Source organism: Mycobacterium sp., assembly GCF_032159765.1.
Taxonomy (GTDB): domain Bacteria; phylum Actinomycetota; class Actinomycetes; order Mycobacteriales; family Mycobacteriaceae; genus Mycobacterium.
Genome location: NZ_JAVHWM010000071.1, coordinates 1 through 3,758 on the forward strand (window position 1 = coordinate 1; position 3,758 = coordinate 3,758).

At 63.7% G+C, this 3,758-nt stretch carries 4 protein-coding genes and 1 pseudogene; 3 read left to right on the plus strand and 2 right to left on the minus strand.

The window, feature by feature from the left end; genetic code table 11:
* Positions 1 to 101: 101 nt before the first annotated feature.
* Positions 102 to 1,547, plus strand: coding sequence for a DHA2 family efflux MFS transporter permease subunit (locus QOH60_RS08335; protein WP_526419029.1), 1,446 nt, complete (start codon positions 102 to 104; stop codon positions 1,545 to 1,547).
* On the plus strand, positions 1,537 to 2,358 hold the full coding sequence (locus QOH60_RS08340; RefSeq protein ID WP_526419031.1) for a DUF1932 domain-containing protein: 822 nt from the start codon (positions 1,537 to 1,539) through the stop codon (positions 2,356 to 2,358). Before QOH60_RS08335 ends, QOH60_RS08340 begins: the two co-directional genes overlap by 11 nt.
* Here QOH60_RS08340 and QOH60_RS08345 read toward each other — a convergent pair.
* Both QOH60_RS08345 and QOH60_RS08350 read right to left on the minus strand, forming a co-directional pair.
* The gene (locus QOH60_RS08345; RefSeq protein WP_526419033.1) at positions 2,329 to 2,598 is read right to left on the minus strand and encodes a DUF7427 family protein; all 270 of its coding nucleotides are present in this window, start codon (positions 2,596 to 2,598) and stop codon (positions 2,329 to 2,331) included. The genes QOH60_RS08340 and QOH60_RS08345 overlap by 30 nt on opposite strands.
* Before the next feature lie 374 nt (positions 2,599 to 2,972).
* Positions 2,973 to 3,221, minus strand: a pseudogene (locus QOH60_RS08350) (HD domain-containing protein); the annotation flags it as partial.
* 199 nt (positions 3,222 to 3,420) lie between these two features.
* Here QOH60_RS08350 and QOH60_RS08355 point away from each other — a divergent pair.
* Positions 3,421 to 3,758 (plus strand): gamma-glutamyltransferase (locus QOH60_RS08355; RefSeq protein WP_526419035.1); only part of this gene is annotated, 338 nt, incomplete at its 3' end.

Below are 3,758 nucleotides of genomic sequence, written 5' to 3' on the forward strand. Positions count from 1 at the left end.
ACATCTCATGACGCTGATCGCCGACCGCTGGAAGCTAGCAGGTGGTCACAGATTCCGGCTGGCGTGCTCGATTTGCCAATGTTGCAGTTTCACAATCGTAAGTGAACGCTCTCAGCTCGCGCCGCAAGGCGATCATCCTGATCTCCTGCTGCCGGAGCCTGCTGATCGTGTCGATGGACGCGACCATCGTCAACGTCGCGATCCCGTCGATCCGCACCGAACTGCATGCGTCGGCTTCTGAGCTGCAATGGGTGATCGACGTCTATACGCTTGTGCTGGCCTCATTGCTGCTGTTGTCCGGGGCCACCGCCGACCGATTTGGCCGCCGCCGCGTCTTCCAGATCGGGTTGACGATTTTCGCCGTCGGATCGCTGTTGTGCAGCCTGGCGCCCGACATCCACACCCTGATCGCGGCCCGATTGCTGCAAGGAATCGGCGGCTCGATGCTGAATCCTGTTGCGCTGTCGATCATCAGTCAGGTGTTTGTCGGCCGGGTGGAACGCGCCCGGGCGATCGGTATCTGGGGGGCGGTGATGGGCATCGCGATGGCGCTCGGCCCGATGCTGGGTGGCGCACTGATCGAGCTCGGCGACTGGCGCGCGGTGTTCTGGATCAACTTGCCGATCTGCGCAGCCGCGATCCTGCTCACCGCGATCTTCGTGCCCGAGTCGCGGTCGGCCACACTGCGAGACGTCGACCCGATCGGCCAAGCGCTGGCAGTGGCGTTCCTCTTCTCCGTCGTTTTCGTCCTCATCCAGGGACGAGAGCTGGGCGGGCACGGCGCACCGTCGGTCGCGATATCGATCGTCGCCGTGTTGGCACTGTTGGGATTCCTCCGCTACGAATCCCGGCGCAACGATCCGTTCATCGATCTGCGGTTCTTCCACAGCATTCCGTTCGCGTCGGCGACGGTGATCGCGGTGTGCGCTTATGCCGCCTACGGCGCCTTTCTATTCATGATGTCGTTGTACCTCCAGGGTGCGCGCCACTACTCGGCGCTCCACACCGGCTTGATGTATCTACCGATTTCGGTTGCAGCTCTGATTTTGTCGCCGTTGTCGGGCCGGTTGGTCGGCCGCTTCGGCAGTCGGCCATCGTTGGTCGCAGCTGGACTCATGATCACCGTGTCGACGCTGATGCTGGCCGATCTCACCGGCACCGCTCCGGTGTGGGCGGTGTTGGCGATCTTTGCGGTGTTCGGCGCGGGCTTCGCGATGGCCAACGCACCGATCACGACCACGGCGGTCAGCGGCATGCCGACAGACCGCGCGGGGGCGGCCTCGGCGGTGGCCTCCACCAGCCGTCAGGTAGGCGTCAGTATCGGTGTGGCGCTGTGCGGTTCGCTCGCAGGGGCGGCTCTGACCGCAGGCGCTGCACAGTACACCGCGGACGCCAGGCCGCTGTGGCTGTTGTGCGCGATGCTGGGATTCGCCATTATCGTGCTGAGTATCTGGTCGACGTCGCCACGCGCGATTCGGTCGGCCGAACGGCTAGCTCCGCTCATCGCAGGGCCCGCGGGAGGACAGGAGAGGGTTCATGCCGCGTAATCCGTTGGTGGATCCGGTATGCGCCCTGCTCCATCCAGGCGCCATGGGCGCGGCGGTGGCCGCCTGTCTGGTCCGCCGTGGCCACCGGGTCGGCTGGCTGCGCGCCGGCCGAAGCGAAGCGACATCGCGGCGCGCAGAGCAGGCTGGGTTGACTCCGTTCGACGACCTCGCCGAGCTGCTGGCCCACACCGACATTGTGTTCTCGATTTGCCCGCCGCACGGGGCGTTAGAAATGGCCCGGCAGTTGGCGGGTTTCCGGGGAATAGTGGTGGACGCCAACGCTGTTAGCCCCAAGACGTCGTTGCTCATCGGTCGCACCGTCACCGGCAGTGGCGCCCGCTACGTCGACGGTGGCATAATCGGCCCGCCCCCCATCACAGCAGGCACGACCCGGCTGTATCTTGCCGGTGACGACGGCGAGATCGCGAACCTGTTCGCCGGATCCGCACTCGACGCCGTTAGCCTCACGGAAACGCCGCCAGCCGCATCAGCGCTCAAGATGACGTACGCGGCCTGGACTAAAACGACTGCGGCATTGCTAGTTTCGATTCGACGCACGGCTGCCGCGTATGGGGTCGACGACGACCTCGTAAACGAATGGATGATAAGCCAACCTCATCTTGCAGATGCGTCGCTGCACGCCCGCCGGCAGAGCCACGAGAAGGGCTGGCGGTGGTCCTTTGAACTCGCCGAGGTCGGCAGGACCTTCGCGGCCGTAGGACAACCCAAGGGCTTCGGCGCCGCGGCCAGCGAGGTCTTCGCAGCATCGGGCGATGAGGATCTACCGGGCGAGCCGCTGAGCGATGCGTGAGCCTTGCCTGATTGCGCGGAATCCCTGCGAGACAACGTCATAGCGTTCCGGTACTGCGTTGCCGAGATGAAGCGCTAGCGCTGCAATCGCGGCGCGGGTCAGAATCGGCCGAGAGATCAGCCAGTCGTCCACACATTCACTAAGGAGCTGCCCATCCTCGCACGCGACTTCGTAACCGAGCACGCCGGCAGCCAAGAGGACCCATGCTTGTCTGGCGTTCATCTCACAGATCCTTGTCATGCATCTGAGCCCACTCTTCACACCGACGCTGGCCCCACTCCAGAGCCCATCCGGCAAGCGCAACCAAAGCCGTCCCGATCGTCCATGTCATTGCGGTCATTTTGTTTGACCCCCTTCACCCCTCGGTTGGTGGTCAAATAGTCGCGCGATAGTGAACAGAAGTCATCACAGCTAATGTCCATCAACGGCCCCCGCCAGCTGGGATCTGTGGTTATCCACGAGCGGGTATTCAACTGTGCTGCAGGCGGGTAGGAAACCCTACGATTGGGCAACGCAGGCAGCACGTTGCGCATGCGTTGGCCGTCAAGGCAAACCCGAACGTGCGCAGTACGCTTGACCGCGAACTCCGGCGCGGTACTTCGTTGCGTCTGGGCTTATTCAGGCCAGCTGCTGTTGAGGATGATGTCGACGAAGTCGTCTCGGACGAATGTGTCGTCGTAATGTGCGAGCACGTCGGCATTGACATTGCCGAACGTGGAGCGGGGCCGATGCACGTTGCCGTCGGTGAACGCCTGAAGGATTCGATTCTTGAAGTTGGGTCGAGGGTGGGCGGCGGTGACGGCGGTGGTCGCCTCCGCGGGCAACTGGTCGCGGCCGATGCCGAGGACGTCGGTCTGGACGTGGTTGCCGACGTTCGGCCTAGGCTTGGTGTACACCATTGTGGCGCCTCTCCGGTGATGGATCGCACTAATCGTCGCCACTTAGGGGGCCGATGTCGCCTCTGCTGACCCCCATCAATGCTCCCCGTTAGTGGCACTGTGCAGATACCTGCTAGCTGCAAGATCCCACCGCACTGGGCGATGTTGCATTTACATTCGACGTATGTCCGTGCCGTTCTCCTGGGAGCTGCCCTATCGCTGGCCGAGGACTCCTGTACTTGCGCGAAACGTCGTCTGCACATCACAACCGCTCGCTGCGCAGGCAGGCCTGGCGATGCTCGCCGACGGTGGAAACGCAGTCGATGCGGCCCTCGCTGCTGCGATCACGCTGACGCTGGTGGAGCCGGTGAACAACGGCATCGGCTCGGACGCCTTCGCGATCGTGTGGGACGGAACGCGTTTGCACGGTCTGAATGCCTCCGGTCGCTCGCCCGCCGCCTGGACGCCGGAGTATTTCAGGGGTCAGCGGGTCCCCGAACTGGGGTGGAACTCGGTGACGGT

Excerpts from the sequence above, each read along its gene's own strand:
- QOH60_RS08345 (WP_526419033.1), bottom strand. The coding sequence starts at position 2,598 with ATGACAAGGATCTGTGAGATGAACGCCAGACAAGCATGGGTCCTCTTG.
- QOH60_RS08340 (WP_526419031.1), top strand. The coding sequence starts at position 1,537 with ATGCCGCGTAATCCGTTGGTGGATCCGGTATGCGCCCTGCTCCATCCA.